The sequence below is a fragment of the Pseudomonas sp. CF161 genome (genome assembly GCF_000416215.1).
GTDB lineage: Bacteria > Pseudomonadota > Gammaproteobacteria > Pseudomonadales > Pseudomonadaceae > Aquipseudomonas.
Genome location: NZ_ATLP01000036.1, coordinates 36,266 through 62,733, shown reverse-complemented (window position 1 = coordinate 62,733; position 26,468 = coordinate 36,266). Strand labels below are relative to the sequence as shown.

Genomic DNA, 26,468 nt, shown 5'->3' with positions numbered 1-26,468 from the left:
TAAACTGGCCGCCGTGATTCTTCCCGGAGGTAAGCATGACTACCCAACGTCACTACTCGCCGATTGACCGTCTGCTGCTGCAAGCCGATACGGCCATGCGCACCCTGCTGCCCTTCAGTGGCCAGCCTTATCGCCCTTCGCCAGCCATCGTGCAGCCCGATGCGCAGATGACTGAAGAAGACACCCGCCACGTCGCGGGCCTGATGCGGATCAACCATACCGGCGAGGTCTGCGCCCAGGCGCTGTATCAGGGCCAGGCCCTGACCGCCAAGCTGCCCCAGGTCCGCGAGGCCATGGAGCACGCCGCCGAAGAGGAAATCGACCACCTGGCCTGGTGCGAACAACGCATTCGTCAGTTGGGCAGCCACCCCAGCGTGCTCAACCCGCTGTTCTACGGCCTTTCGTTCGGTATCGGTGCGGTCGCCGGCTTGATCAGCGACAAGGTCAGCCTGGGGTTCGTGGCCGCCACCGAAGACCAGGTGTGCAAGCACTTGAATGAACACCTGGAGCAATTGCCGGCCGAGGACGAAAAGTCCCGGGCAATCCTGCAACAAATGCGCACCGACGAAGAACACCATGCCCAAAGCGCGCTGGAGGCCGGCGGTTTCCGCTTCCCGGCACCGATCAAGTTCGGCATGAGCCTCATGGCCAAGGTCATGACCAAGAGCACCTACCGCATCTGATGCGGTAAATCGCGGGCACAAAAAAGGGCGCTATCTCAGCGCCCTTTCTTTTGCCTGAAAATCAGCTCGGCATATTGCGCGCGTAGAAGATTTCCAGCATTTCGTGCTTCACACGCTCTGTCACCTGGGCACGCTGCTCAGTGGACAGGTTGCTGGTGGCGTCGCCGAACAGGTAGTTATCCAGTTCGAAGTTCTTCAACAGCATCTTGGTGTGGAACATATTCTCCTGGTACACATTCACATCGGTCATCTGGTAACCGTCGCGGGTGTCTTCGGACAAGTAGTTCTGGATCGAGTTGATCTCGTGGTCGATGAAGTGCTTTTTGCCTTCGACGTCACGGGTGAAACCCCGCACGCGGTAATCCACGGTCACGATGTCCGACTCGAACTGGTGAATCAGGAAATTGAGGGCTTTAAGCGGTGAAATGACCCCGCAAGTCGACACATCGATATCCACACGGAAAGTGGCAATACCATCCACCGGATGGATCTCCGGGTAGGTGTGCACCGTGATGTGGCTCTTGTCGAGGTGGGCCAGGATAATTTCAGGCAACGGGCCTGGGGACTCTTCGATCTGGCTCTCGGTAGGCGTTACCGGCTCTTCCGAGATCAGAATGGTCACGCTGGCACCTTGGGGATCGTAATCCTGACGGGCGATGTTCAGGATGTTGGCACCAATGATATCGACAACTTCCGTGAGGATCTGCGTCAGGCGTTCCGCGTCGTACATCTGGTTGATGTATTCGACATAGGCCTGCTGGTCCTGCGGGGTTTCCGCATAGCAGATGTCATAGATGTTGAAGCTCAAGGTCTTTGTCAGGTTATTGAACCCATGGAGCTTGAGTTTGCTTTTCACCGTTTGAAAACTCTCTGTGTATTGCGGCACGGCCGCGTGATCAAGCATGCCCGTCAGATGCGAACGACGCAGCTGCGTAGGACGGTTAACACCTCTTCGCGATGGCGATTTTGGTTGTCTGTTCGGGCGCGTGACCTGTTGACTAACCGATCACTGCCCTGAAAAAAGTGGCGCATTATGCAGACCTCAGCCAGTGATCGCCAGAGTCTGCGCCGCTTTTATGATAGTTGAATGTCGATTCAACCCAGCTCGACGATTTCGTAATCGTGAGTAATGGCTACGCCGGCAGCGCCAAGCATGATCGATGCCGAGCAATACTTTTCGGCCGACAGCTCGATGGCGCGCTTGACCTGGGCTTCCTTGAGCCCGCGGCCCTTGACCACAAAGTGCATATGGATCTTGGTAAACACCTTGGGGTCTTCGGTGGCGCGCTCGGCTTCGAGGAAGGCTTCGCAGCTTTCAACGGCCTGCCGGGACTTCTTGAGGATGCTGACCACATCGAAGTTGCTGCAACCGCCCACGCCGAGCAGGAGCATTTCCATAGGGCGAACGCCCAGGTTGCGACCACCGGCTTCCGGCGGGCCATCCATTACCACCACATGCCCGCTGCCCGATTCACCGAGGAACATGGCTTCGCCTGCCCATTGGATGCGTGCCTTCATGGCCAAGACTCCACTGCTAAAAAAGGGTCGCCAGCTTAGCACAGGGGCCTGAAACGGCGGCGTGCTGACGATTCATCGATACCCGCGGCTGTCACTCGGAAATATCTTAATTTGAGCGAGATCCGTCTGTTAAGCTGGCGCCAAATCAATGGCGCATCGCCAGCTTAAAATGGCCCGGCAACAGGCCTCATAAGAAAACCAAAACACCACCGTGTAGTCTTTTCGGGATACAACCATGGTTGCTATTGCCCCCACCCCCAAGATCAAGAACCTCGACAAGCTGCTGATGCACTGTCAGCGCCGTCGCTATCAGGCCAAGAGCAATATCATTTGCGCGGGCGATGCGTCGGACACGCTGTTCTTCATCATCAAGGGCTCGGTCACCATCCTCATCGAAGACGATGACGGGCGGGAAATGATCATCGCCTACCTCAACTCCGGGGATTTTTTCGGCGAGCTGGGGCTGTTCGAACAGGCCGGACACGAGCAACAACGCAGCGCGTGGGTCCGGGCCAAGGTCGAGTGCGAGGTGGCGGAAATCAGCTACGCCAAGTTCCGTGAGCTGTCCCAGGTCGACCCGGACATCCTGTACGTGCTCAGCGGGCAGATCGCCCAGCGTTTGCGCAACACCACGCGCAAGGTCGGCGACCTGGCCTTCTTCGATGTCACCGGGCGGGTTGCCCGCTGCCTGCTGGAGTTGTGCAAGCAGCCGGACGCCATGACTCACCCCGATGGCATGCAGATCAAGGTCACCCGACAAGAGATCGGGCGCATCGTCGGCTGTTCGCGGGAGATGGTCGGTCGCGTGCTCAAGGACCTCGAAGAGCGCAACCTGGTGAGCGTCAAAGGCAAGACCATGGTGGTGTTCGGCACCCGTTAAGCGGCGAATACCTGCGCCAGCATCTGCCGATACAGGGTCTCCAGGCGCTCAATGGCCTGAGGCGCGGCAAAGGCCTCATGCAGCGCGATATGGCTCTGAGCGCGGCAGCGCTGCTCCAGGCCACAGGCCTGATTGAAGCAATTGACCGCGGCGACCATCGACTCACGCTCGTTATCCAGCAACAACGCACCGTGCACCAACCCCACCGGGCGCTGCCCGCCCCGGCTCTGGCGCCAGCGTTGCGCCGTGCCCACCAGTTTGCGGCCATCGAGATTGACGTTGAATCGCCCATCGCAGAAGGCCCCGTCCACCTCCCCCAGCGAAGGCGTGCCGCCCAGCTCGCTCAGCAGGTCGCAGATCGGCTGGCACAGCCGGCGGTAGGCGGTTTCGATCCGATTCTGATCCCCTTCGCTGCGCGGTGGCGCGTAGACCAGGGCGATATTCACCGTCGCCGCCGATTGCGGCACCGGTTCGCCGCCGGTCTCACGCAACAGCACCGGCCAACCGGTGGCCGCCACTGCCGTGCAAGCCTGGTCGAAATCCGCCAGGCGACTCAGACGACGGGGCATGACCAGGGCTTTATCGCTCGGCTGCCAGAACAGCAGGCCAAAATCTTCATCGCCGGCACAGATGCGCGCCAGCAGATCCTGTTCGGCTTGCAGGCCGGCTTCAACGGTCAAGGCAACGGGCTGAGTCATGGCAGTAGAACTTCCTTGGCGATGGCTATAAAAAAGCCGGCATCGCCGGCTTCTTCATGGGGTCAGGTTCAATCCAGCGTGGAGCCGGTCACCGGCAGGCCACGCTCCGGGAAGAACAAACGCTGCAACTCCGCGCCCGGGCTTTCGGCGCGCATGAACGCTTCGCCAACCAGGAACGAATAGACGTCGCTGATTTCCATCAGCTCCACATCCGCGCGGTTGAGAATGCCGCTCTCGGTGATCACCAGGCGATCGCGGGGAATGCGCGGCAGCAGGTCGAGGGTGGTTTCCAGGCTGACGTCAAAGGTGTGCAGGTTGCGGTTGTTGACGCCGACCAAGGGTGTGTCGAGGGTCTTGAGTGCGCGCTCCAGCTCATCACCGTCGTGCACTTCGACCAGCACATCCAGGCCCACGCTTTTGGCGACGGCAGCCAGTTCGGCCATTTTCCCGTCGTCCAGGGCGGCCACGATCAGCAACACGCAATCGGCGCCCAGGGCGCGGGCTTCAACGATCTGATACGGATCGATCATGAAGTCCTTGCGGATTACCGGCAGCTTGCAGGCCGCACGGGCCTGCTGCAGGTAGGCATCGGCGCCCTGGAAATAATCGATATCGGTCAGCACCGACAAACAGGTCGCCCCGCCCTTCTCGTAGCTCTTGGCGATATCCGCCGGCACGAAGTTTTCGCGGATCACGCCCTTGCTCGGCGAGGCCTTCTTGATCTCGGCAATCACCGCCGGCTGCTTGAGCTTGGCCTGCGCCAGCAGAGCCTTGGCAAAACCACGGGGTGCATCAGCTGCCCGAGCCAGGCCTTCGAGCTCAGCCAGGCTGACCCGCGCGCTACGCTCGGCAACTTCCTGCACCTTGCGGGCAAGAATCGCTTCCAGAACCGTCGGCACACTCATCCCTCATTCTCCTGCTTGAATACCGCGGTAAAGGCACCCAGTTCCTCGAGCTTCTCCCGGGCCAGGCCGGTGTGCAACGCATCGTGGGCCAGGGCGACGCCCTCTTTGAGGCTGCTGGCATGGTCGGCGGCATACAGCGCGGCGCCGGCATTGAGCACGATCATCTCCGCGGCTTTCTGCCCATGTTCGGTCTTGCGCCGGCCGAGCGCGTCGCGGATCAGCTCAAGCGACGCCGCCGGGCTTTCGACCACCAGGCCGAACAGGCTCTGGCTCTTCATGCCCAAGTCTTCGGGCTGCACCCAATACTCGGTGATGGCATCGTTTTTCAGCTCCGCGACAAAAGTCGGCGCGGCCAGGCTGAACTCATCCAGGCCATCCTGGGAATGCACCACCAGCACATGCTTGCTGCCCAGACGCTGCAAGACTTCGGCCAACGGACGGCACAAGGCCTGGCTGAACACCCCGACCACCTGGTGCTTGACCCCGGCCGGATTCGTAAGCGGGCCGAGCATATTGAACAGGGTACGCAGCCCCAGGTCGCGGCGCGGCCCGGCGGCGTGCTTCATCGCACCGTGGTGCGACTGGGCGAACATAAAGCCGATACCGACGTTATCGATGCAGCGCGCCACCTGGACCGGGGTCAGGTTCAGGTAGATCCCGGCCGCTTCCAGCAGGTCGGCACTGCCGCTCTTGCCGGAAACTGCACGATTACCGTGCTTGGCCACGGTGCAACCGGCGGCGGCGACCACAAACGAGGACGCGGTGGAGACGTTGAAGATATTGGCCCCATCGCCGCCGGTGCCGACCACGTCGACCACACCGTCGAGGGTTTTCAGTTCGACCTTGTCTGCCAGCTCACGCATGACCGAGACCGCGCCGACGATTTCGTCGATGCTCTCGCTTTTCATGCGCATGGCCATCATGAAGGCGCCAATCTGCGCATCGGTGCATTGACCGGTCATGATTTCGCGCATGACATCGCGCATTTCGTCCGTGCTCAGGTCCAGATGGCCGACGATACGGCTCAGGGCAGTCTTGATATCCATGGAAAGTCCTTAGCGCGTGCCGCCGCTCTGTTTAAGAAAGTTGGCGAACAGCTCGTGGCCCTGCTCGGTGAGAATAGACTCGGGGTGAAATTGCACACCCTCGATATTCAGCGTCTTGTGGCGCAACCCCATGATCTCGTCGACGGAGCCGTCTTCCAGTTGTGTCCAGGCCGTCAGCTCGAGGCAGTCGGGCAAGGTTTCGCGCTTGACCACCAGCGAGTGGTAGCGGGTCACGGTCAGCGGATTGTTCAGGCCGCGGAAGACACCCTGATCCTTGTGGAACACCGGGCTGGTCTTGCCGTGCATCACTTGCCGGGCCCGTACCACGTCACCGCCAAAGGCCTGGCCGATGGACTGGTGGCCCAGGCACACCCCGAGAATCGGCAGTTTGCCGGCGAAATACTTGATGGCCTCGATGGACACGCCAGCCTCGGTCGGCGTGCACGGGCCTGGAGACACCACGATCCGCTCGGGCTTGAGCGCTTCAATCTGCGCCACGGTCAGTTCGTCGTTGCGCACCACTTTGACTTGCGCCCCCAACTCGCCGAGGTACTGCACGACGTTATAGGTGAAGGAGTCGTAATTATCGATCATCAGCAACATAGTAAAAGCTCCTCAGGCATCGGACGCGGGGGATTGTGCAGCGAGCGCAACGGCGCGAAACATCGCGCGGCGCTTGTTCAGCGTCTCTTCCCACTCCAATGCCGGCACCGAGTCGGCGACAATGCCGCCCCCGGCTTGAACATGCAGTTCACCGTCCTTGATCACCGCCGTGCGAATCGCAATCGCGGTGTCCATGTTGCCGTTCCAGGCGAAATAACCCACCGCGCCACCATAGACGCCACGCTTGACCGGCTCCAGTTCGTCGATGATTTCCATCGCGCGAATCTTCGGCGCCCCGGACAGGGTGCCCGCCGGCAGAATCGCCCGCAGCGCATCCATGGCGGTCAGCCCGGCTTTCAGTTGCCCGGTGACGTTGGAAACAATGTGCATCACGTTGGAATAGCGCTCGATCACCATCTTCTCGGTGAGCTTCACCGAACCGATCTCGGAGACCCGACCGGTGTCGTTGCGGCCCAGGTCGATCAGCATCAGGTGCTCGGCGATTTCCTTGTCGTCAGACAGCAGGTCCTCTTCCAGCGCCAGGTCCGCCTCTTCAGTGGCGCCACGCGGGCGGGTGCCAGCAATCGGTCGCACGGTGATCAGGTTGTCTTCGACCCGCACCAGCACTTCCGGCGAACTGCCCACCACGTGGAAGTCGCCGAAATTGAAGAAGTACATATAAGGCGTCGGGTTGAAGCAGCGCAGCGCGCGATACAGATCGATCGGCGCCGACGTGAAGTCGATGGACATGCGTTGCGACGGCACCACCTGCATGCAGTCACCGGCCAGGATGTATTCCTTGATGGCGTCGACCGCACGCTCGTAATCGCCCTGGGTAAAACTGGAGCGGAACACCGGATCAGCCGCCTGTTGCTGGCTGAAGTCCAGGCCGCGACGCGGCGTGATCGGCTGGCGCAATTGCGCCAGCAATTCCTGCAGGCGAGCCTGGCCCTTCTCGTAGGCATCGTCCTGGGCCGGGTCGGCCAGCACGATCGCGTGCATCTTGCCTGCCAGGTTGTCGAACACCACCACGGCGTCGGACACCATCAGCAGAATGTCCGGCACCCCCAGCGGATCCGGGTTCGGGCACTTGCCCAGACGCCGCTCCACATAACGCACGCAGTCATAACCGAAATACCCCACCAGGCCGCCGTTGAAACGCGGCAGGCCGGCGATGGTCGGCACGTTGTAGCGCGCCTTGAATTCTTCGACGAAGGCCAGCGGGTCGGCCACTTCGAGGCTTTCGATCTCGACGCCGTCGTGGGTCACGCTGACCTGGTGGTCATGCACCCGCAACACGGTGCGGCACGGCAGGCCAATGATCGAGTAACGCCCCCACTTCTCGCCGCCCTGCACCGACTCCAACAGGTAGGAGTTGGGCTGGTCGGCCAGTTTCAGGTAGATCGACAGCGGCGTATCGAAGTCGGCCAGGGTTTCGCAGGCAAGCGGAATGCGGTTGTAGCCGGCAGCGGCCAAACGCAAGAATTCTTCACGGATCATGAGGTGCCTCGTGGCTTGAGGGTCTAACAGTCAGGTATGCAAACGTGCCGGCGAAGAGCCGGCCAGAAAAAGTCAGGCGCGCCAACGCCAGCGGGCCAGGGCCTTGATGACTTTCATCCAGAGTTTGCGAGTGACCACCACGATGGAGTTTCCAGGAGGGGATGGAACAGCGTCGGGCAACGTTATCTCAGCGGCAGGATCCAGGCAACCGGGAATTAGCTGGCGCAGGTCGTCGATCACCAGCGCTGGCGACTCTTCGGCAATCGGCCGGCCATGGTTGTAGCCGTAACTCAAGGCCACGCACTTGACCCCGGCGGCCTTGGCAGCCAGCACATCGCTGCGCGAATCCCCGACAAACAGCGATTGCGACGCCGGGACACTGGCCATCTTCATCACGAAAAACAGCGCCGCCGGGTCAGGCTTCTTCTGCGGCAGGGTATCGCCGCCGATGATCCAGCGGAAATACCGGCCGATCTTCATCTGATCCAGCAGCGGCGCGACAAAACGCTCCGGCTTGTTGGTGATGAGCGCCATCTCCACGCCCTGCTTGTGCAGCCACTTGAGGGTTTCCCGCGCGCCGGGATAGACCACGGTCAACGCATGCCCATCCTCATAGGCCACATTGAACAGCTCCAGGGCGTGTTCGGCTTCGACGTCATCGACGCCTTCGGGATCCAGGCTGTTGGCCAGGGCCCGGCGTACCAGCATCTGCACGCCGTTGCCGACCCACTCGCGCACCGAATCGATGCCGGCGGGCGGGCGCCCCAGTTTGAGCAGCATGTCGTCCAAGGCCGCCGCCAGGTCAGGCACCGAATCGACCAGGGTGCCATCGAGGTCGAACATCACCAGCCGTGGCAGGCGCCCGGGGAACAACTGCTCAAATCCGCTCATGAACGAGCCAACGCCAGTTCGGAGCGCATCTTGTCGATCACTTCCTGATAGTTCGGCGTGTTGAAGATCGCCGATCCGGCCACAAAGGTATCAGCGCCAGCGGCGGCAATTTCACGGATGTTATTGACGTTGACCCCGCCGTCGATCTCCAGGCGGATGTCGCGTCCGGAGGCATCGATCAAGGCCCGCGCTTCGCGCAGCTTGTCGAGGGTGCCGGGGATGAACTTCTGCCCGCCGAAGCCCGGGTTGACGCTCATCAGCAGGACCATGTCGACCTTGTCCATCACGTACTTGAGTGCATCCAGCGAAGTGGCCGGGTTGAACACCAGGCCTGCCTTGCAACCGCCTTCGCGGATCATCTGCAGGGAACGGTCGATGTGCAGCGTGGCTTCCGGGTGGAAGGTGATGTAGGTCGCACCGGCCTCGATGAAGTCGCCGATGATGCGATCCACCGGGCTGACCATCAGGTGCACATCGATCGGCGCGGTAACGCCGTACTTGCGCAGGGCGGCGCACACCATCGGGCCGATCGTCAGGTTCGGCACATAGTGGTTGTCCATGACATCGAAGTGCACGAAGTCGGCGCCGGCGGCGAGAACGTTGTCCACTTCCTCACCCAGGCGGGCGAAATCGGCGGAGAGAATCGACGGAGCAATTACGAAGGGCTGCATGACGCACCTTTTTTGAGCAGAATCACGGTGGCGCGCATTGTATACCTCATGCTTTGGGGCGCACACCGTGGCCGCGATGATCAGTAGGCTGCGCGATAGATCTTCTCGATATCGGCAGGGCTCAGTTGGCGAGGATTATTGCGCATCAGACGCTCGATGCCCGCCGCTTCCTGGGCCATGGCCGGGATCGCCTCTTGCGGCACGCCGAAACTGCGCAACCCCAGGGGAATCTCCACCGCCGCGCACAATTGGGTCATCGCCGCCACCGCGCTGTCGGCAGCCTCCAGGGCGCTCAGGTGGGCGGTCTTCACCCCCATGGCTTCGGCGATATCCTGCATACGCTCGACACAGGCCATTTTGTTCCAGGTCATGACATAGGGCAGGAGCAAGGCGTTGCTGACGCCGTGAGCGATATTGAAACGCCCGCCCAACGGATACGCCAGTGCGTGCACCGCGCCGACCCCGGCATTGCCGAACGCCATGCCGGCCATGAGGCTGGCCGTGGCCATGTCTTCCCGGGCCTGCAGGTTGGCCGGGTGGGCGTAGGCCTTGGGCAGCGCCTTGGCAATCAATTTGATAGCACCGATGGCCAGGGCGTCGGTGATCGATGAGGCGTTCAGCGACAGGTAGGCCTCCACCGCATGCACCAGGGCATCCACCCCGCTGGCGGCGGTCACGCTGCGCGGGCAGGTCAGGGTCATCTGCGGGCTGACCAGGGCCACGTCCGGCAGCAGGTAATCACTGACGATGCCCTTTTTCAGTTGCGCCGCCTTGTCGGAGAGAATCGCCACATTGGTCACCTCGGAACCGGTGCCGGCCGTGGTCGGGATCGCAATCAGCGGCGGCCCCTTGCGCGGCACCTGGTCCACGCCGAACAGGTCCGCCAGGGCGCCGTGATAACCGGCATACGCCGCGACGCTTTTGGCGATATCAATCGCACTGCCGCCGCCCAGGCCGATCAGGCCGTCATGCCCGCCCTCGCGGTAGACCCGCATGCAGTCTTCGACGATGGCGACTTCCGGGTCCGGTTGCACCCGGTCGAAGATTTCGTAGCTGCGCTCGCCCAATTGCGCCAGCGCCAGCTGCACCGTGCCGGACTTGACCAGTGCGGCGTCGGTGACGATCAGCGGGTTATCCACATCCAGGCGGGTCAGTTCGGCGGACAACTGCTCGATGGCGCCAGCGCCGGTGAGCAGTTTGTGAGCGATTTTGAACGAGGAAAGACTCATGGGCGCAGCCTCTTATAACGATGGGAGCTGGCACAAAGAGTAGCTGGGGATCGGGGTTTGTCAGTTCGGCTCGCCATGCTGCCGGCTAATGCCGGTCACGGGGCGAGCCGCACCGTCACCTAGACCGGTTCGCGGGCCGCCTGGCGTTGCACCGCGGCTGCGCTGGCCGTAGGCTCGCCGGTCGCTGGCGGCGCATCGGCGCTGTTCAGGTCCTTGCTGAAGGTCTTGTCGTTTTCGCCCTTGAAGAAGTTCTTGCCGTAGATCAGCAGGCACAGCACCACGCCAATCGCAAACCCCCAGCTGGCGCCCTTGATCGCCAGGACTGCGCCGATCACCCCGGCAATCCCCAGGTCACGCTGGCTGCGCGCTTCGAGAATCCCCAGGCGCACGCTGACATAGCCCTGGATCAGCAAGGTCAAGGCCAGGGCCACGCCAAGAATCGGCTGCACCAGGGTCACCACCGGCAGCAACAGCAGGCCGGTATTGGTGCCCCAGCGGAACGAACCCATACCGCCATAGATCGACTTCATGGCCTTGGGCCCGCCCTTGAAGCGCTCGATGACCACCACCAGCATCGCCGCCCACTTCGGGCCGCACATGGCGATGTCCGGGCCAAAAATACTCATGAAGGCGTTACGCCCACCGAAGATCAGGTGCGAGCGGTCCGGGTCGTAATCGATTTTCTCGTCCTTGCGGATCTGCTCGGCCTCGTCCAGCAGCACCTTGGCACTGAGCACGTCGCCGAACACGATGATGTACACCGCCAGCATGGTCGGCAGCGCGGTGATGAACATCGACAGCGGCGGCATGCCCAGGCCGAACACCGTGTAGTTGCTCCACAGGCCCATGAAGTCCGGCTTGCTGAAGCCCCATTGGATAGTCGGCCACGGCGCCTCGCCAAACAGCGGCGCAATCACCACCGCCAGCAGAATGATCGGCAGGATGCCGAGCTTGGCGAAGTTCCACCAGAAGCGGTTGCGCAGCTTGAGCTGGGCAAAGTGCTGGGAAAAGATCAGGTAGAAGGCAATGCCGATGGCGATGGAAATGGTCCAGGGCAGGCTGTCGAACTTGCCGCCCACCTGGAACACCGCCGTGACCGCGCTGATGCCGGCGCCGACGATGATCCCCGACTTGATCGCCGAGGGCACGAACCCCACCACCTTGCGCGCCATGCCGGTGGCCCCCAGGGCAATGGAAAACACCCCGAGCATCAATTGGAAGGCAATCAAGGCATGGACACGCTCCGGGCCCATGGGGAACTGCGCACAGTAGGCCATCAACAACGGCACCGCCGGGGTGATCCAGCCCGGCACCACGGGGTCGCCCAGCAGGTGGTGGGCCAGGTACAGCAGGCCATTGAGCATCACCACGGCCAGGGCGATTTCGAACGGCATGCCGAGAAATTCGGTCATCAGCGGAATGGCCGCCAGGTCGACGGCGCACATCAACAGGCCTTGCAGGTAATCCGGCAGTTCGAACTTGTAGTGGATGAAGGGTAAACGCACCTTGAACGGGCCAAGGGGTATGTACGGCGACTCGTGCCGCGTATCGGAAGGGGTTGGCATCAACTGCACCTGTCTTATTGGTATTGGTTGCGGTGTAAAACCGCCCGCAGCGGCACGGACCGCCACGGGCGTGGGTCGATCAGTACGCGGCGCGGTAGATCTGCTCGATATCGGCGGCGCTGAGCTGGCGCGGGTTGTTGCGCATCAGGCGCTCGATGCCGGCGGCTTCCTGGGCCATGGCCGGGATCGCCTCTTCGGGCACGCCGAAGCTGCGCATGCCTGTGGGGATATCCACGGCGGCGCACAACTCGGCCATCGCCTCCACCGCCAGGCTGGCCGCCTGCTGCTCGCTCAGGCCCGCCAGGGGCACGCCCATGGCCTCGGCGATATCGCGAAAGCGCTCGACGCAGGCCATTTTGTTCCAGGCCATGACATAGGGCAGCAGCAAGGCATTGCTCACGCCGTGGGCGATATTGAAACGCCCGCCCAGCGGGTAGGCCAGGGCATGTACCGCGCCGACCCCGGCATTGCCGAAGGCCATGCCGGCCATCAGGCTGGCGGTGGCCATGTCTTCCCGGGCCTGTAGGTTGGCCGGGTTGGCGTAGGCCTTGGGCAGCGCCTTGACTATCAGGCGGATCGCCCCCAGGGCCAGGGAATCGGTGATCGGCGAGGCATTCACCGACAGGTAGGACTCGATGGCATGCACCAGGGCATCCACCCCGCTGGCGGCGGTTACGCTGCGCGGGCAGCTCAAGGTCATCTGCGGGCTGACCAGGGCCACGTCCGGCAGCAGGTAGTCGCTGACGATGCCTTTTTTCAGTTGCGCCGCCTTGTCGGAGAGGATCGCCACATTGGTGACCTCGGAACCGGTGCCGGCCGTGGTGGGAATGGCAATCAGCGGCGGCCCCTTGCGCGGCACCTGGTCGACGCCAAACAGCGCCTCCAGCGGGCCGTCATGGCCGACAAAGGCCGCCACCGCCTTGGCGATGTCGATGGCGCTGCCGCCGCCCACGCCGATCAGGCCATCGTGGGCGCCAGCCCGATAGGCCCGGGCACAGTCTTCGACGATGGCGATCTCGGGCTCGGGTTTGACCTCATCGAAAATCCCGTATTGGCGCCCGCCCAACTGGGCCAGGGCCAGGTCGACGGTGCCGGACTTGACCAGGATCGCATCGGTGACGATCAACGGATGGTTGATCTTGAGGCGCGTCAGTTCGCCGGCCAGTTGCTCGATGGCGCCCTGGCCGGTAATCAGTTTGTTGGCAATTTTGAACGCGGAAATACTCATCAGCTCGGCCTTGATTAATTGTTGTGGCAAGAGCCGCGCAGGGGCGGCTCTCCGAAGGGCTCGAACGCTATAGAGCGAAAGCTGTGCCAAGATGTCGCAGGCCTTGTAGATCAAGGCCTGCGGCGGTGCGATGGGCAAATGACCGGGCGCTTGCGATTGGTTTTCTAATCAACCGCAGGGCCTTTGATCAGCAATCTAATCAGAGCGCTCCCAGCGCTTCATCTTCTGCACCACCGTGGCCTGGCTCACCCCCAGCGCCTTGGCCGCCAGGCGAGTGGTCTTGTGCAGCTGCAAGGCTGAACGTATGGCCTGGCGCTCGGCGTTCTCCAGCACCTTGCGCAGCGGCAAGCGACTGTCATCGGTGTTGCGCGCCTGCACATCGATGATTTCCTCGGGCAGGTCCAGGGCTTCGATCAGCGGGTTGCTGCAGGTCACCACCAGGCGCTCGACCACGTTGATCAGCTCGCGGATATTGCCCGGCCAGGCGTATTCCCCCAGCAGGTCGAGGGCTTCCAGGCTCCATTGCGCCTGGCGCTGATAACGCTGGTTGAAGTGCTGCAGGTAGTACTCGAGCAAGGGCCCGACCTCCTCGCTGCGCTCGCGCAATGCCGGAATCATGATCGGCACCACATTCAACCGGTAGTACAGGTCGGCGCGGAACTTGCCCTCGGCCACCCGTTGCTTGAGGTCGTGATGGGTGGCGCTGATGATGCGCACATCGACTTCCTTGAGTTCCAGGCCGCCCACCGGGATAAAGCGGTTTTCCTCGATCACCTTGAGCAGCTTGACCTGCACCGCCAGCGGCAGGTCGCCGATTTCATCGAGAAACAACGTGCCGTTGTGCGCCAACTCCAGCAGCCCGCGCTTACCCTTGCTGCCGGCACCGGTAAAGGCCCCCGGGGCGTAGCCGAACAGCTCGGCCTCGATCAGGTTTTCCGGCAGGGCCCCGCAATTGAGGGCCAGGAAGGGTTCGCGGGCGCGCCCGCTGGCGTTGTGAATGTATTGCGCCACCAGGGTCTTGCCGACACCGGTCTCGCCCTGGAGCAACACCTTCACATCGCAGTCGGCCACCTGCCGCGCCAGGGCGAACACCCGCCCGGAGACTTCCTGGTCGGCCATCAAGGGGGATTGCAGCAGGTTGTCGCGCTGGCCGGCGTGCAACCGGGCGGTGCTGTTGCGCAGTTGCTTGAGCTGTTGCAACTCGTCGCGCTCGCGCTTCATGCGCAACAGTTCGGTCATGTCGCGCACGGTGCTGACCACGTAGCGGATGCTCTGGTCGGCCGCCAGGATCGGCGTGGCACTGACCAACAGTTTTTTGCCCTGGCTCAGGCTCTGCATCACCGACGTCGGCTTGCCGTCCTGCAACACGCGTAACGAGGCCGACTGGGAAATCAGCCCGGACTTGACCAGTTCCTGCATCTGCCGCCCGAGCAACTCGGCGCCGCTCAAGCCGGTCAGCCGTTCGTAGGCCTGGTTGACCTTGAGGGTCTTGCCCTGGCCGTCGGTGATGTAGACACCGTCATGCAGGGCATTGAGCAGTTCTTCGAAACTGGCATCGTTGAAGTTCACCCGGGACTCCGCGGTCGGCTTGTGGGACGCGAAGTTTACGGCTGATCGGCAGGCAGGTGTTGCGTGGCGGCCCCGACCTTGGTCCAAGGCCGCCGAGCGGGTCAGACTTGTGCGGTACGCAGCTTCTCACTGCGCCCGCGCAGCCATTCCAGGGTCAGCAACAGCACCACCGAGAAGGCGATCAGCAGCGTTGCCGCCGCGGCGATGGTCGGGCTGAGGTTTTCGCGGATGCCGCTGAACATCTGCCGTGGCAGGGTGGCTTGTTCCGGGCCGGCGAGAAACAGAGTCACCACCACTTCATCGAACGAGGTGGCAAAAGCGAACAGGGCCCCGCTGATCACCCCCGGCGCGATCAGTGGCAAGGTCACCCGGCGAAACGCCGTTAGCGGCGATGCACCCAAGCTGGCCGCCGCCCGCACCAGGTTGTGGTTGAACCCCTGCAAGGTGGCCGACACGGTGATGATCACAAAGGGCACGCCCAGCACCGCGTGCACCACGATCAGCGAGAAGAAGCTATTGCCCATGCCCAGCGGCGCGAAGAACAGGTAGCTGGCAACACCGATGATCACCACCGGCACCACCATCGGTGAGATCACCAGCGCCATCACCAGCGCCTTGCCCGGGAAGTCGCCGCGGGTCAGGCCGATGGCTGCCAGGGTGCCGAAAATCATCGCCAGCACCGTGGCCGCCGGGGCGACGATGATGCTGTTTTTCAGGGCGCGCATCCATTCGGCGGAGGCGAAGAAGTCCTGGTACCAGTGCAGCGAAAAACCCTGCAACGGGTACACCAGAAAGCTCCCCGAGTTGAACGACAGCGGGATGATCACCAGCACCGGCAGAATCAGGAACAGCAGGATCAGCCCGCAGAGAATGCGCAAGCTGTAGAACCAGACCCGCTCGACGGGCGACATGTAAGGGCTCAGCATTTCGATTCTCTCCTTAGCTCAGGCGCAGGCGACTGGCGCCTACCAGCCAGCTGTAAATCAGATAGAGCACGATGGTCGCCAACAGCAGCAGCCCACCCAGTGCGGTCGCCATGCCCCAGTTGATGCTGGTGTTGGTGTAGAAGGCGACGAAGTAGCTGACCATCTGATCGTTCGGGCTGCCCAGCAGCGCCGGGGTGATGTAGTAGCCGATGGCCAGGATGAACACCAGCAGGCAACCGGCGCCGACACCGGCATAGGTCTGCGGGAAATACACCCGCCAGAAGCTGGCGAACGGATGGCAGCCCAGGGAGATCGCCGCCCGCATGTAGGTCGGCGAGATGCCTTTCATCACGCTGTAGATCGGCAGAATCATGAACGGCAGCAGGATGTGCACCATGGAGATGTAGACCCCGGTGCGATTGAACACCAGCTCCAGCGGTTTATCGATCACGCCCATAGCCAGCAGGGCGCCATTGATCAGCCCGCCCGATTGCAGCAGCACGATCCAGGCCGCCACCCGTACCAGGATCGAGGTCCAGAACGGCAGCAGCACCAGGATCATCAACAGGTTGCTCTTGCGCGCCGGCAGGTTGGCCAGCAGGTACGCCAGGGGATAAGCCAGCACCAGGCAGATGGCGGTGATCACCAGGCCCATCCAGAAGGTGCGGGCAAAAATATCGAGGTAGATCGACTGGTCCGGGGTCGCCGGAGCCACTTCGCCGAGGTCGTCGATCCGATGGTCGACGGCCGCCAGCAGGTAATACGGTGTCAGGCTACTGGTGTTGCGGCGGATCGCCTGCCAGTAGGCCGGGTCGCCCCAACGCTCGTCCAGGGCTTCCAGGGCTTCCTTGTAGGAAGCCGGCTGCTCCTTGAACGGCAAGGCGCGGGCGGTTTTGGTCAGCAGGCTGCGATAGCCGGCCAGTTCCATGTTCAGGCGCTTGGACAGATCGCCCAGGGTTTGATTCTTGCGGGCCTCAGCCAGGTCTTCACTCAAGGCCTGGTACACCGGCTCGGCCGGCAGGCCGCGACCATCCCAACTGGTCACCGCGGCCACGGTACGCGGCATGCCACCGACCACTTCCGGGTTACCGACGCTTTTGTACAGCAGCGCCACAATCGGCACCAGGAACACCAGCAGCAGAAACAGCACCAGGGGCGCGATCAGGGCCTGCGCCTTCCAGCGATTGACCCGCTCGGCACGTGCCAGGCGCTGCTTCAAGGTGGGGCTGGTGACCTCGTTCAGGGGAACGGTGATGGCCATGACAAACTCCGCAAATCTTTAAACAATGGCGACGTCACCCTGGGGTGACGCCGCGTTTGCACGGTGCCTTACTTGGCCGCCCAGGCGTTGAAGCGCTGTTCCAGCTGCTCGCCGTTGTCAGCCCAGAAGCTGACGTCGATCTGCACCTGGTTGGCGATGTTTTCCGGGGTGGTCGGCATGTCTTTCAGCACGTCCTTGGGCAGCAACGGCACGGCCTGGGTGTTGGCCGGGCCGTAGGCGATGTTTTCCGAGTAGGTCTTCTGCTGCTGCGGCATGACCGAGAACGCGATGAATTTCTTCGCCGCTTCTGCACGGGCCTTGTCCAGGCCACGTGGAATGGCCCAGGCGTCGAAGTCGTAGATGCCGCCGTTCCACACCACCTTGAGGTTGCTTTCTTTCTGTACCGCGGCGATCCGACCGTTGTAGGCCGAGCTCATGACCACGTCACCCGAGGCCAGGTATTGCGGTGGCTGGGCACCGGCTTCCCACCATTGGATGCTCGGCTTGAGTTCGTCGAGTTTCTTGAAGGCACGGTCCTGGCCATCTTTGCCGGCCAGCACTTTGTAGACGTCCTTGGGCGCCACGCCGTCGGCCATCAAGGCGAATTCCAGGGTGTACTTGGCGCCTTTGCGCAGGCCACGCTTGCCCGGGAACTGCTTGGTGTCCCAGAAATCCGCCCAGCTGGTGGGCGCGGTCTTCAGCTTGTCGGCGTTGTAGGCGAGCACGGTGGACCAAACGAAGAAACCCACGCCGCACGGCTGAATCGCGCCTTTGACGTAGTCTTCAGACTTGCCGAACAGCGCCGGGTCCAGTTGCTCGAACATGTCCTCGTCGCAACCACGGGACAGTTCAGGCGACTCAACCTCGACCAGGTCCCAGGACACGCTTTTGGTGTCGACCATGGCTTTGACCTTGGCCATCTCGCCGTTGTATTCGCCCGCCACGATCTTGCCGTGACCTGCCGCTTCCCACGGGGCGTAGAAGGCTTTGACCTGGGCCGCCTTGTTCGCGCCGCCAAAGGACACCACGGTCAGGTCCGGACCTGCCGCCATCGCGTTTGCCGCACCCATCAAGCCCAGGGTCAGGGCGGTGAATTTCAGGGATCTCAACATTTATTGTGTTCTCCACGTGCAGGGTTGGTGAAGCAAGGGGGCGATCAATGCGCCTCTAGAAGTGGGTCGAGCGCGCGAACGTGCTCGACCTGCCAGCCAAGCGGAACCACATCGCCCACCGCCAGCGCAGGATCGAGCTCGGCAATCGGCTGTTTCACAAAGAAGTCGGTCTTGCCGCAGACTTCCAGGCGAACCCGGACGTGGTCGCCCAGATAGATGAATTCCGCCACCCTTCCCGAGAAGCGGTTAACGCAACTTTCGCTGGAGCCGTTGAGGCTCACGCGCTCCGGGCGGATGGACAGGGTGACCGGGCCGCCGATCTGGCCGACGTTGACCGCCAGCGCCTCGACCTTCTCGCCACGGCCCAGCTCGACCACGCAGCGATCACCGGTGTGGCTGTGCAGGCGGCCATTGAGGCGGTTGTTTTCACCGATGAAGTTGGCGACGAAGGTGTTCTTCGGCTCTTCATAAAGCGTGCGCGGCGGGGCGATCTGCTGGATCTCGCCTTGATGGAACACCGCCACCCGGTCGGACATGGTCAAGGCTTCGCCCTGGTCATGGGTCACGTAGACCACGGTCACGCCGAGGCGCTGGTGCAGGTGCTTGATCTCCATCTGCATGTGTTCACGCAGCTGTTTGTCCAGCGCCCCCAGGGGTTCGTCCATCAGCACCAGTTGCGGCTCGAACACCAGCGCCCGGGCCAGGGCCACCCGCTGTTGCTGGCCACCGGAGAGTTGCGCCGGGTAGCGCTGGGCGAAGGCATCGAGCTGGACCATGCTCAGCACGCGTTTGACCCGTTCGCTGACGTCGGTCTTACTGAGGCCACGCACCGAGAGCGGGAAAGCCAGGTTCTCGGCCACGGTCATGTGCGGGAACAGCGCGTAGTTCTGGAACACCATGCCGATGTCGCGCTTGTGCGGCGGCACGTTGTTGATGGAGCGACCGGCCAGCTGGATCTCGCCGGCGGTCGGGGTCTCGAAACCGGCCAGCATCATCAGGCTGGTGGTCTTGCCGGAGCCGGAAGGCCCGAGCAAGGTGAGGAATTCGCCTTTGCGAATCTCCAGGTTGAGGTCTTTGACGATCAGGTTCTCGCCGTCGTAGCTCTTTTGCACTCCACGAAAGCTGACCAGAACATCACTCGCCCCAGCGCTTGAATCGACCTCGCTCATACCCGCACCTTTGTGTTCTTCATATATAGGACTGCTGTGGACTAAGCCTAGTGGAGGCCACAGGCCCCGCAAATCGGGGGGTAGGAGAGATTGGCCTCAGGTGCCTGGAAGGTTCCTTGTAGGGATTGCCCTACAAGGATGGCGGGGATAGGTAAGCGCAGCGGTTAGCGACACGCTGTAAGCGGCAAGAACAGGCAAAAGCCCTGAGGCGGGGATGTCGCAAATGGGTATGTCGCCCTTTGGGGCGGCGAGGGGCTCGTCAGAGCAGTTTGTGCTCCATGGCGTATTTCACCAGTTCGGCGAGGGAGGTGATGTTGAGTTTTTGCATCAGCCGCGCCTTGTGGGTGCTGATGGTCTTGCTGCTCAGGGCCAGTTGCTGGGCGATGTCGTTGACGTTGGCGCCCTGGGCCAGGCGTTCGAACACTGAAAACTCGCGCTCCGAGAGCAGCGAATGCAGGGGCCGGGAATCGGTCAGGCCGACTTCGAAGACCATGCGGTCGGCCAGGTCCGGGTCGATGTAACGCCCGCCCGCCGCGACTTTGCGAATGGCGGTCAGCAGCAGCGCAGGATCGCTGTCCTTGGTGGCATAGCCGGCGGCGCCGACTTTAAGGGCGCGAGCCGCCATTTGCGCTTCGTCATGCATCGACAACACCAGGATCGCCGGTGGATTGTGCAACGCGCGAATCCGCGGAATCGCTTCCAGGCCGTTGACCCCGGGCATGGAGATATCCAGCAGCACCACCTCGCAGGGAACGTGGCGCAGGGTTTCGAGCAATTGCTCGCCGTTGCTCGCCTCCCCCACCACCGTCAGGTCCTTGGCCAGGCCGATCAGTTGCTTGATGCCCTCACGCACGATGGTGTGGTCTTCGGCTACCAGTACACGGATCACTCGTTTCTCCTCTTTATCAGGGCGATCGTTGCAGGCGTCACGGCCTATGGGTCCAGCGGCACGCGAACGGTGAGGGACGTGCCCTCGCCCTGCTCGCTGTGCAAGTCCAGGCTGCCGCCCATGATCAACACCCGTTCACGCATGCCCACCAACCCGAAGGACGTGGGGCGGCCGGAGTCGACCACGAAACCCTGGCCGTCATCACTGATGCTCATGCACAACTCGTTGCCCTCAAGCACCAGGCTCAGTTCGACAGTATGCGCCTGGGCATGGCGCATGACATTGGTCAGGGCCTCTTGCAGGATCCGAAACAAACCGATGGCCTTGGCATCGCTGAGCAAGGGCAGGTTATCCGGCACCTGCACCAGGCACGGGATCTGGGTGCGCGCCTCGAAACGCCGGGCCTGCCATTCGATAGCCGAGGCAATGCCGGCGTCGAGGATCGGCGGGCGCAGGGCCGTGGCCACATCGCGGACCAATTGGAACAACTGGGCGATCAGGCGCTTCATGCTGTTGAGACGCTCATGCAGGCCAGGATCGAGCTGGGCATAGGCCAGCTCGCACATCGAGGTTTCCAGCTTGAGCACCGTCAGCATCTGCCCCAGCTCGTCATGCACCTCACGGGCAATACGGGCCTTTTCCTCTTCGCGCACGCTTTCCAGGTGCGCCGACAGCTCCCGCAGTTGTTCGCGAGAGGCGGCCAGCTCCAGTTCGATGCGCTTGCTTTCGCTGATGTCCCAGACGATGCCGTCCCAGACAAAGGCGCCATCGTCGAGGCGCCGGGTCACAGCCTTGATCTCGGCCCAGCGCTGCTCGCCCTGACGCGTAAGAATCCGCCCCTGCCAGGACCAGTCGCTGTCGGTGTCCAGGGCCAGGTCCTGGGTCCGGTGGTAGCTGGCCTTGTCGTCCGGATGGACCAGGCTGCGCAATCCGGTATCGCGCTGGCTGAGTACCGCTGGGGCGTAACCCACCAGGCTCTCGCTGCCTTCGCTGATGTAGGCAAAATCGATCTGCCCGGTGACCGGCGCCCGCTCCAGGCGGAACACCAGCCCCGGCACATTGGCGGCGATGCCTTGCAGCCGCGCCTCGCTTTCCTGCAACGCGGCCAAGGCCCGACGGCGCTCGGTGACGTCGTTGAGGTAAACCACCAGGTACTCGCTGTCGCGAAAACGCAGGAAGCTCAGGGACACATCGGCCGGCAGGATGCTGCCATCGGCACGCACGCAGCGGGTTTCAAAACTTTGCGCAGCCCCTTCGCTGGCCCGGGCACGCTTCCACAAGCCGAGCCAACGGTCCATGTGCAGGGTGGGCTCGAAGTCGATCAGCGGGCGGTCGATGACCCCGCCGGCAGGGTAGCCGAGCATGTCTTCGGCGGCCCGGTTGGCATAGCGAACGTGGCTGTCCCAATTGACCCAGAGAATGCCCACGGTGCTCTGGTCGATGGAAAACTGGGTCAGGCGCAGCGCCTCTTCGGCTGTTTCACGCAGGGCGATGTCGGCCCGGGCTGCCAGCAGGCGCTGCTCCAGCCCACGCTGTTGGCGCCGCTGCCAGAACAGGATCCCCAGGCAGGTGAAAAACAGCAGCGCGAACAACAGGCTGAGGTTCTGCCAGAACCCCGGGGACTCGGCCAGCCGTGGGTATTGCGGCTGCAGCCAGCGATTGTGCAACTGCTCGATGTCCCGGGCGGGAATGGCATGCAGCGCGCGCTCGATAATGCCGGCCAGCTCCGGCCAGTCCCGGCGCGTGGCGACCCGCAGCAATTGCGGCAAACCGATATCACCGACCACCGCCAGGCCGGCGAACTCCGGCTCGCTGGACAAGCGGCTGAGTTGGGCCTCATCGATCACCGCATAGCGCGCCTGCTGACTCAACAGCAGTTGCAAGGCCTGGCGCTCCAGCGGCACCCCTTGCAGATTCAGGTTGGGATAAGTGGCCCGCAGGTAGTCGGCCACGGCACCGGGCATGCGCACAGCGACCCGTGATTGGGCGTCGAGTTTCTCCAGTTCCACCGCGCCGGCGCCCTGGCGTTCGCCGACCACCAATTGCGGGACCCGCATATAAGGGTCGCTGAATTGCCACAGGCGCAGGCCGGCGGGGGTTTGGGTCAGGCCTGGCGCGAGGTCCACCTCGCCTTCGCGCAACGCCCTCTCCAACTGCGCCTGATCCGGGAAGTTGCGCCAGCTCAGCTCGACCTGCAGCGCCCGGCCCACCCACTGCATCAACTCGACGTTGACCCCGGACAACCGCTGCAAGCGCCGGTCGTATTGAGCGAAGGGCGCCTGCAACACCACGCCGACCCGCAGCTCAGGGTGCTGGACCAGCCATTCGCGCTGCCCGGCACTCAGGTTGGCCGCAGGCACATGGGGCGCAGGAGCCGCCCCGCCCATCAAGGGAAAACTCAGCCAGCCGATAACCAACAGACAGCGAAAAAGCATCATCCGAACTCTCGCACACTGACAAATACTGACCAACCCATTAGGCTGCCGGAATTACTTCTGGCCTGGAATCTCCGATGCCCTTCGTTTACCGCTCGGCACTGAACGCATTGTGCCTGTCGCTGCTGTTGCCTTGTGCCCTTTCCGTCCAGGCTGCCGATCCGGCGCCTGCTGCCGGCGACAAGGCGGCCCAGGAAAAACCCGCCGAACGCCAACCCTTGCTGGAGCGTAGCCAGGAAGATGCGCTCGCCCTGGAGCGCCGTATTCCGCAACAGGAACAACAGCAACTGCAGGCCGGCGGCGACACCTTCCTCGCCCTGTGGAAACCGGCCAACACCAGCGAGCCCCAGGGCGCGGTGATTATCGTCCCGGGCGCCGGCGAAACGGCTGACTGGCCGCAAGCAATCGCTCCGCTGCGCAACAAATTGCCGGATGTCCAATGGTCCAGCCTGAGCCTGACCCTGCCAGACCTGTCGAGCGAGGCCAGCACGCCGCGCATCGTCGAAGCCGCGCCGGCGCCGCCGACCAAGGACACCAGCAGCAAGGACGCCAGCACCGAGGCCAAGCCGATCGAGCAGGCCGCTGGCGGTGAAGCCGATATCGCCGATCGCGCGGTGGCCGAAAGCAGCGAAGAACAAAGCAAGGCCGATGCCGAGCGGATCTTCGCCCGGATCGATGCCGCCCTGGCCTTTGCCGAGCAGCAGAATGCCCGCAGCATCGTCCTCCTCGGACACGGTACGGGCGCCTACTGGGCCGCGCGCTACCTCAGTGAAAAGCAGCCCTCCCAGGTGCAGAAATTCGTCATGGTCGCCGCCCAGGTGCCGAGCAACGCCAAGCCGCAGTTGGCCGAGCTGACCCCGACCCTGAAGCTGGCGACCGCAGACTTCTTCTATAAAGACACGGCCCTGGCGCAAAAAGCCGCCCTCGAGCGACTCCAGGCCAGCAAACGGCAGAAGACTTCGGCCTTTACCCAGATCGCCCTCAAGGCCCTGCCCGGCAACAGCGCGGCGCAGCAGGAGCAGCTCTTTCGCCGCATCCGCGGCTGGCTGAGCCCGCAGCCCGTCGCCGACTGAGCCTGGCGCCATCGCGGCCGCGATGGCGATTGCTTCAGCGGAAGTCCCGACGTTCACGGATCAGCGTATAGGCACTGTGCAATTCACGGGTTTTCTCCGTGGCTTCACGTACCTGGGCCGGTCCGGCGCCGCTGCCGGCAATCTTGTCCGGATGGTGGCGACTGAGCAGGCGCCGGTAAGCGCGCTTGATCTGGGCCGGTTCACTGGTGGTCGATACGCCGAGTAACCGCAGCGCTTCCTGATACGCCCCGGCGCTGCTCAGCGCAGGCTTTCTGGCCGGCTCGTAATCTGCCGCCAGTGCCTGCACCTGCTGCGGCGTCCACCCCAGCCACTTGCCCCAGAGTTGAATCAACTCGCGCTCGGCGCTGCTGGCCCGCGCGTCAGCCCAGACCATGCGCCAACAAGCTCGCAACACGCCCTCGGTGGCATGCGGCTGCGCGCTCAGGCGCCGCAGGTAGCCGCGCAGGGAGTCGTTGCCCGACTTGCCCCGGTTGAACGCGGCAATGGCCCGGCGCTGCGCCGACTCGTTCATGTCCAGCGCGCGCATTTCCTGGCGCGCCTGCTGGATATGGCCATCCACCACCTGGCCATCGCTCTTGGCCAGGCGCCCGAGCAAGACAAACAGCAGTTCATCGTTGCGCAGCGCCGGGCGCCCGCCCAGGCGCTCACGCAGTTGCGCCCAGCTGTGCAGTTGCAGGCGCCGGTCCAGCGCCTGGCCCAACAGCGCACCCAATATGGCCCCCGGAATACTGGCTATGGCATAGCCCGCTCCGGCTCCGATCAGAGTCCCTGGCCACCACATATCAGCGACTCGCTTCTAGCAATTGTTCCACCTGTGCCAGGCGCTCGACGGTGCCGACATCGACCCAGCGGCCCTGCATGTGCTCGCCGCTGACCTGGCCGCGGGCCATGGCCTGGCGCAGCAACGGCGCCAGCTTGAACGGACCGGGCACGCAGTCGGCGAACAGCTCGGGGTGCAGCACCGAAATACCACTGAAGGTCAGGGCTTCGGCGCCGGGCGTCGCGTCATGCAGCAGGCCGTTTTCCAGGCAGAAATCACCGCCTCCCGGGTGATGGGGCGGGTTGTCCACCATCACCAGGTGAGCCAGGCCGGGACGCGGCTGGCGCAAGGTGGCAAAGTCATAGTCAGTCCAGATGTCGCCATTGACCACCAGGAACGGCTCAGTCCCCAGCAACGGCAGGGCGCGGAAGATTCCGCCGCCGGTCTCCAGGGCCTCGGCCTCTGGCGAATAGGCAATGCTCAGCCCGAACGCCGAGCCATCGCCCAGGTGGTCTTCGATCTGTTGCCCCAGCCAGGCATGGTTGATCACGACCTGGGTAAAACCTGCCGCGGCCAACGCCCGCAGGTGATACTCGATCAGCGGCACACCGGCCACGCGAATCAGGGGCTTGGGGGTAGTCAGCGTCAACGGGCGCATGCGCTCGCCTTTGCCGGCCGCAAGAATCATTGCCTTCATTGCGCGGCTCCAGGCGAACGCCCCAGGCTGGCCAACAACTGGCCCAGTTCCGCCAGTTCAGGCCGACGCGCCACCACCGCTTCTATATAAGCGAAGAAGCGCGGCACATCGGCCAGGTAGCGCGGCTTGCCATCGCGATGGCAGATCCGCGCGAAAATCCCGATCACCTTGAGGTGACGCTGTACGCCCATCAGGTCGCTGGCGCGCAGGAAGTCTTCAAAAACGGCGTGCACCGGGATTCCGGCACGACCGGCTTGCTGCCAATAGTCTTCGAGCCAGCCACGCACCCGGGCCTCAGGCCAACTGAGGAAGGCGTCCTTGAACAGGCAGGTGACATCGTAGGTCACGGGGCCGTAGACCGCGTCCTGGAAGTCCAGCACGCCGGGATTTGGCTGGCTCAGCATCAGGTTGCGCGGCATATAGTCGCGATGCACCAGGACCTTGGGCTGGGCCAGGGCACTGTCGATCAGCACCTGGCTGACCCGCTGCCACTGCGCTTGCTGCTGCGGGTCCAGCTCCACCGCCAGCTCGCGCCCCACGTACCACTCGGGGAACAATTGCAGCTCGCGGCGCAACAAGGCGACATCGTAGCTGGGCAACGGCGCCTCCATCGGCAGCTGCTGAAAAGCCAGCAATGCCGCCAGCGCATCCTTGAACAAGGCGTCGGCATTCTCTTCGTTGATCACGTCCAGGTAGGTCTGATGACCCAGGTCATTGAGCAAAAGAAAACCGCGCGGTAAATCCTCGGCATAAATTTTCGGCACATTTATGCCGGATGTGGCCAGCAAATGAGCAATATCCACGAAGGGTTTGCAGTTTTCCTGGGGCGGCGGCGCATCCATCACCACAAAGCTGCGCCCCTCCCCCTGCCAGCGGAAATACCGGCGGAAACTCGCGTCGCTGCTGGCTGCAGTCAATGTGGCCGGGGGTACGGCACCCCAGCCATGGGCGGCATAAACGATCGCCAACTGCTCATCGAGCCAAACTTTCAGGTGTTGCAAGCGTACATCTTGGTCAGGCATTGCAAGGGTCTCCGACGGCGCTAGCCGTCAAGCGGGTCATGCTTTATTATCCAGCATCTTTTTCAGACCATCGAGAGGCGTGCGGCCCACACCGCGGGCAGATGGCACGCAGGAAGC

The 26,468-nt window shown here is 63.0% G+C and carries 25 protein-coding genes; 3 read left to right on the top strand and 22 right to left on the bottom strand.

Annotated features, from left to right (window positions below; genetic code table 11):
• Nucleotides 1-35 precede the first annotated feature (35 nt).
• The gene (coq7, locus tag CF161_RS05090) at nt 36-683 is read left to right on the top strand and encodes a 2-polyprenyl-3-methyl-6-methoxy-1,4-benzoquinone monooxygenase (RefSeq protein ID WP_020295494.1); all 648 of its coding nucleotides are present in this window, start codon (nt 36-38) and stop codon (nt 681-683) included.
• Nucleotides 684-744: 61 nt separating this feature from the next.
• Here coq7 and speD read toward each other — a convergent pair whose 3' ends face one another.
• Nucleotides 745-1,539, bottom strand: coding sequence for an adenosylmethionine decarboxylase (speD, locus tag CF161_RS05085; protein WP_020295493.1), 795 nt, complete (start codon nt 1,537-1,539; stop codon nt 745-747).
• 239 nt (nt 1,540-1,778) lie between these two features.
• Nucleotides 1,779-2,201: an OsmC family protein gene (locus CF161_RS05080; protein ID WP_020295492.1), complete on the bottom strand. Its 423-nt coding sequence runs from the start codon at nt 2,199-2,201 to the stop codon at nt 1,779-1,781.
• Nucleotides 2,202-2,436: 235 nt separating this feature from the next.
• Between CF161_RS05080 and crp the strand changes: the two genes are divergently transcribed.
• Nucleotides 2,437-3,081 (top strand): cAMP-activated global transcriptional regulator CRP, encoded by a 645-nt coding sequence (gene crp / locus CF161_RS05075; RefSeq protein ID WP_020295491.1) that lies wholly within the window; start codon nt 2,437-2,439, stop codon nt 3,079-3,081.
• Here the strand turns inward: crp and CF161_RS05070 are convergent.
• From CF161_RS05070 to CF161_RS04990, 17 genes are all read right to left on the bottom strand, one after another.
• Complete coding sequence (locus CF161_RS05070) at nt 3,078-3,779, bottom strand: lipoate--protein ligase family protein (RefSeq protein ID WP_020295490.1); 702 nt, start codon at nt 3,777-3,779, stop codon at nt 3,078-3,080. The genes crp and CF161_RS05070 overlap by 4 nt on opposite strands.
• 68 nt (nt 3,780-3,847) lie before the next feature.
• A complete protein-coding gene (trpC, locus tag CF161_RS05065; RefSeq protein ID WP_020295489.1) occupies nt 3,848-4,684 on the bottom strand; it encodes an indole-3-glycerol phosphate synthase TrpC in 837 nt (278 codons plus the stop codon).
• Nucleotides 4,681-5,730 carry an anthranilate phosphoribosyltransferase gene (gene trpD / locus CF161_RS05060; protein ID WP_020295488.1) on the bottom strand — a complete coding sequence of 350 codons (1,050 nt, stop codon included), beginning with the start codon at nt 5,728-5,730 and terminating at the stop codon, nt 4,681-4,683. The genes trpC and trpD overlap by 4 nt, the downstream gene beginning before the upstream one ends.
• A 9-nt stretch (nt 5,731-5,739) precedes the next feature.
• Nucleotides 5,740-6,333: an aminodeoxychorismate/anthranilate synthase component II gene (locus CF161_RS05055; protein WP_020295487.1), complete on the bottom strand. Its 594-nt coding sequence runs from the start codon at nt 6,331-6,333 to the stop codon at nt 5,740-5,742.
• A 12-nt stretch (nt 6,334-6,345) separates the two neighbouring features.
• Nucleotides 6,346-7,833, bottom strand: a complete 1,488-nt coding sequence (gene trpE, locus CF161_RS05050) for an anthranilate synthase component I (protein ID WP_020295486.1) — start codon at nt 7,831-7,833, stop codon at nt 6,346-6,348.
• Between the two features lie 72 nt (nt 7,834-7,905).
• A complete protein-coding gene (locus tag CF161_RS05045) occupies nt 7,906-8,724 on the bottom strand; it encodes a phosphoglycolate phosphatase (protein WP_020295485.1) in 819 nt (272 codons plus the stop codon).
• Nucleotides 8,721-9,395 (bottom strand): ribulose-phosphate 3-epimerase, encoded by a 675-nt coding sequence (rpe, locus tag CF161_RS05040; protein ID WP_020295484.1) that lies wholly within the window; start codon nt 9,393-9,395, stop codon nt 8,721-8,723. Before rpe ends, CF161_RS05045 begins: the two co-directional genes overlap by 4 nt.
• A gap of 80 nt (nt 9,396-9,475) precedes the next feature.
• The gene (locus CF161_RS05035) at nt 9,476-10,624 is read right to left on the bottom strand and encodes an iron-containing alcohol dehydrogenase (RefSeq protein WP_020295483.1); all 1,149 of its coding nucleotides are present in this window, start codon (nt 10,622-10,624) and stop codon (nt 9,476-9,478) included.
• Between the two features lie 119 nt (nt 10,625-10,743).
• Nucleotides 10,744-12,189 (bottom strand): hypothetical protein, encoded by a 1,446-nt coding sequence (locus CF161_RS05030; RefSeq protein WP_020295482.1) that lies wholly within the window; start codon nt 12,187-12,189, stop codon nt 10,744-10,746.
• A 79-nt stretch (nt 12,190-12,268) separates the two neighbouring features.
• Entirely contained in the window at nt 12,269-13,417 is a 1,149-nt protein-coding gene (locus CF161_RS05025; RefSeq protein WP_020295481.1) for an iron-containing alcohol dehydrogenase, read from the bottom strand.
• Between the two features lie 195 nt (nt 13,418-13,612).
• On the bottom strand, nt 13,613-14,986 hold the full coding sequence (locus CF161_RS05020) for a sigma-54-dependent Fis family transcriptional regulator (protein ID WP_020295480.1): 1,374 nt from the start codon (nt 14,984-14,986) through the stop codon (nt 13,613-13,615).
• 101 nt (nt 14,987-15,087) lie between these two features.
• Nucleotides 15,088-15,912 carry an ABC transporter permease gene (locus tag CF161_RS05015; RefSeq protein WP_020295479.1) on the bottom strand — a complete coding sequence of 275 codons (825 nt, stop codon included), beginning with the start codon at nt 15,910-15,912 and terminating at the stop codon, nt 15,088-15,090.
• Between the two features lie 13 nt (nt 15,913-15,925).
• Nucleotides 15,926-17,173, bottom strand: a complete 1,248-nt coding sequence (locus CF161_RS05010) for an ABC transporter permease (RefSeq protein ID WP_020295478.1) — start codon at nt 17,171-17,173, stop codon at nt 15,926-15,928.
• 68 nt (nt 17,174-17,241) lie between these two features.
• On the bottom strand, nt 17,242-18,285 hold the full coding sequence (locus CF161_RS05005) for an ABC transporter substrate-binding protein (protein WP_020295477.1): 1,044 nt from the start codon (nt 18,283-18,285) through the stop codon (nt 17,242-17,244).
• Between the two features lie 44 nt (nt 18,286-18,329).
• Entirely contained in the window at nt 18,330-19,454 is a 1,125-nt protein-coding gene (locus CF161_RS05000; RefSeq protein ID WP_020295476.1) for an ABC transporter ATP-binding protein, read from the bottom strand.
• Nucleotides 19,455-19,713: 259 nt separating this feature from the next.
• Nucleotides 19,714-20,343 carry a response regulator transcription factor gene (locus tag CF161_RS04995; RefSeq protein WP_020295475.1) on the bottom strand — a complete coding sequence of 210 codons (630 nt, stop codon included), beginning with the start codon at nt 20,341-20,343 and terminating at the stop codon, nt 19,714-19,716.
• 44 nt (nt 20,344-20,387) lie between these two features.
• A complete protein-coding gene (locus CF161_RS04990) occupies nt 20,388-22,781 on the bottom strand; it encodes a PAS domain S-box protein (protein WP_043228661.1) in 2,394 nt (797 codons plus the stop codon).
• 74 nt (nt 22,782-22,855) lie between these two features.
• On the opposite strand from CF161_RS04990, the gene CF161_RS04985 reads away from it, so the two are divergent.
• Nucleotides 22,856-23,851, top strand: coding sequence for an alpha/beta hydrolase family protein (locus CF161_RS04985; RefSeq protein ID WP_020295473.1), 996 nt, complete (start codon nt 22,856-22,858; stop codon nt 23,849-23,851).
• 34 nt (nt 23,852-23,885) lie between these two features.
• Here the strand turns inward: CF161_RS04985 and CF161_RS04980 are convergent, their stop codons facing one another.
• Genes CF161_RS04980 through CF161_RS04970 form a run of 3 tightly spaced genes read right to left on the bottom strand, consistent with a single transcriptional unit; the run spans nt 23,886 to nt 26,351 of the window.
• Complete coding sequence (locus CF161_RS04980) at nt 23,886-24,653, bottom strand: TerB family tellurite resistance protein (RefSeq protein WP_020295472.1); 768 nt, start codon at nt 24,651-24,653, stop codon at nt 23,886-23,888.
• 1 nt (nt 24,654) lies between these two features.
• The gene (murU, locus tag CF161_RS04975; RefSeq protein ID WP_020295471.1) at nt 24,655-25,329 is read right to left on the bottom strand and encodes an N-acetylmuramate alpha-1-phosphate uridylyltransferase MurU; all 675 of its coding nucleotides are present in this window, start codon (nt 25,327-25,329) and stop codon (nt 24,655-24,657) included.
• Nucleotides 25,326-26,351 (bottom strand): aminoglycoside phosphotransferase family protein, encoded by a 1,026-nt coding sequence (locus tag CF161_RS04970; protein ID WP_020295470.1) that lies wholly within the window; start codon nt 26,349-26,351, stop codon nt 25,326-25,328. The genes murU and CF161_RS04970 overlap by 4 nt, the downstream gene beginning before the upstream one ends.
• Between the last annotated feature and the right edge of the window lie 117 nt (nt 26,352-26,468).

What these genes read in the sequence shown, in the direction of transcription:
- coq7 (WP_020295494.1), top strand. Translation starts at nt 36, where the DNA reads ATGACTACCCAACGTCACTACTCGCCGATTGACCGTCTGCTGCTGCAA.
- CF161_RS05080 (WP_020295492.1), bottom strand. Translation starts at nt 2,201, where the DNA reads ATGAAGGCACGCATCCAATGGGCAGGCGAAGCCATGTTCCTCGGTGAA.
- crp (WP_020295491.1), top strand. Translation starts at nt 2,437, where the DNA reads ATGGTTGCTATTGCCCCCACCCCCAAGATCAAGAACCTCGACAAGCTG.
- CF161_RS05070 (WP_020295490.1), bottom strand. Translation starts at nt 3,779, where the DNA reads ATGACTCAGCCCGTTGCCTTGACCGTTGAAGCCGGCCTGCAAGCCGAA.
- trpC (WP_020295489.1), bottom strand. Translation starts at nt 4,684, where the DNA reads ATGAGTGTGCCGACGGTTCTGGAAGCGATTCTTGCCCGCAAGGTGCAG.
- trpD (WP_020295488.1), bottom strand. Translation starts at nt 5,730, where the DNA reads ATGGATATCAAGACTGCCCTGAGCCGTATCGTCGGCCATCTGGACCTG.
- CF161_RS05055 (WP_020295487.1), bottom strand. Translation starts at nt 6,333, where the DNA reads ATGTTGCTGATGATCGATAATTACGACTCCTTCACCTATAACGTCGTG.
- trpE (WP_020295486.1), bottom strand. Translation starts at nt 7,833, where the DNA reads ATGATCCGTGAAGAATTCTTGCGTTTGGCCGCTGCCGGCTACAACCGC.
- CF161_RS05045 (WP_020295485.1), bottom strand. Translation starts at nt 8,724, where the DNA reads ATGAGCGGATTTGAGCAGTTGTTCCCCGGGCGCCTGCCACGGCTGGTG.
- rpe (WP_020295484.1), bottom strand. Translation starts at nt 9,395, where the DNA reads ATGCAGCCCTTCGTAATTGCTCCGTCGATTCTCTCCGCCGATTTCGCC.
- CF161_RS05035 (WP_020295483.1), bottom strand. Translation starts at nt 10,624, where the DNA reads ATGAGTCTTTCCTCGTTCAAAATCGCTCACAAACTGCTCACCGGCGCT.
- CF161_RS05030 (WP_020295482.1), bottom strand. Translation starts at nt 12,189, where the DNA reads ATGCCAACCCCTTCCGATACGCGGCACGAGTCGCCGTACATACCCCTT.
- CF161_RS05025 (WP_020295481.1), bottom strand. Translation starts at nt 13,417, where the DNA reads ATGAGTATTTCCGCGTTCAAAATTGCCAACAAACTGATTACCGGCCAG.
- CF161_RS05015 (WP_020295479.1), bottom strand. Translation starts at nt 15,912, where the DNA reads ATGCTGAGCCCTTACATGTCGCCCGTCGAGCGGGTCTGGTTCTACAGC.
- CF161_RS05010 (WP_020295478.1), bottom strand. Translation starts at nt 17,173, where the DNA reads ATGGCCATCACCGTTCCCCTGAACGAGGTCACCAGCCCCACCTTGAAG.
- CF161_RS05005 (WP_020295477.1), bottom strand. Translation starts at nt 18,285, where the DNA reads ATGTTGAGATCCCTGAAATTCACCGCCCTGACCCTGGGCTTGATGGGT.
- CF161_RS05000 (WP_020295476.1), bottom strand. Translation starts at nt 19,454, where the DNA reads ATGAGCGAGGTCGATTCAAGCGCTGGGGCGAGTGATGTTCTGGTCAGC.
- CF161_RS04990 (WP_043228661.1), bottom strand. Translation starts at nt 22,781, where the DNA reads ATGATGCTTTTTCGCTGTCTGTTGGTTATCGGCTGGCTGAGTTTTCCC.
- CF161_RS04985 (WP_020295473.1), top strand. Translation starts at nt 22,856, where the DNA reads ATGCCCTTCGTTTACCGCTCGGCACTGAACGCATTGTGCCTGTCGCTG.
- CF161_RS04980 (WP_020295472.1), bottom strand. Translation starts at nt 24,653, where the DNA reads ATGTGGTGGCCAGGGACTCTGATCGGAGCCGGAGCGGGCTATGCCATA.
- murU (WP_020295471.1), bottom strand. Translation starts at nt 25,329, where the DNA reads ATGAAGGCAATGATTCTTGCGGCCGGCAAAGGCGAGCGCATGCGCCCG.
- CF161_RS04970 (WP_020295470.1), bottom strand. Translation starts at nt 26,351, where the DNA reads ATGCCTGACCAAGATGTACGCTTGCAACACCTGAAAGTTTGGCTCGAT.